The following is a 321-nucleotide window of genomic DNA, read 5'->3' on the forward strand; positions in this document are numbered from 1 at the left end:
GGTTGAAAGATAAATTATTAATAATAAATCTAAACACCCTGATTGCAAGGTTATACAAGTTGAAAAGATTGATCTTGAACAGGATCTTTTCGTAACAGGATATGTTGCTGATGAAGAAGGTCTAGTTACTTATGCTATTGATGAAAAAGCGGAATATGTCTATGGTGAAGTTCCAATGCAGATTGCTCCAATAGACCGTCAATTTAGTTCGAAGACAAAATCCCAACGTGCTATGGCACTATTTGCTGGGCCAATGATGAACTTTTTATTGGCAATCGTTATCTTAATGCTCTATGCTTGGTTTGCAGGTATGCCTGTAAA

General features: G+C 36.1%; 1 protein-coding gene. It reads left to right on the forward strand.

Features of this window, described 5'->3' with window-relative positions; genetic code table 11:
* Positions 1–136: 136 nt before the first annotated feature.
* The coding region (locus tag AOA60_RS34815; protein WP_368731590.1) for a site-2 protease family protein at positions 137–321 on the forward strand (185 nt) is incomplete at its 3' end.

The organism is Pseudomonas sp. 2822-17 (assembly GCF_002742485.1).
GTDB lineage: Bacteria > Pseudomonadota > Gammaproteobacteria > Pseudomonadales > Pseudomonadaceae > Aquipseudomonas > Aquipseudomonas cyclaminis.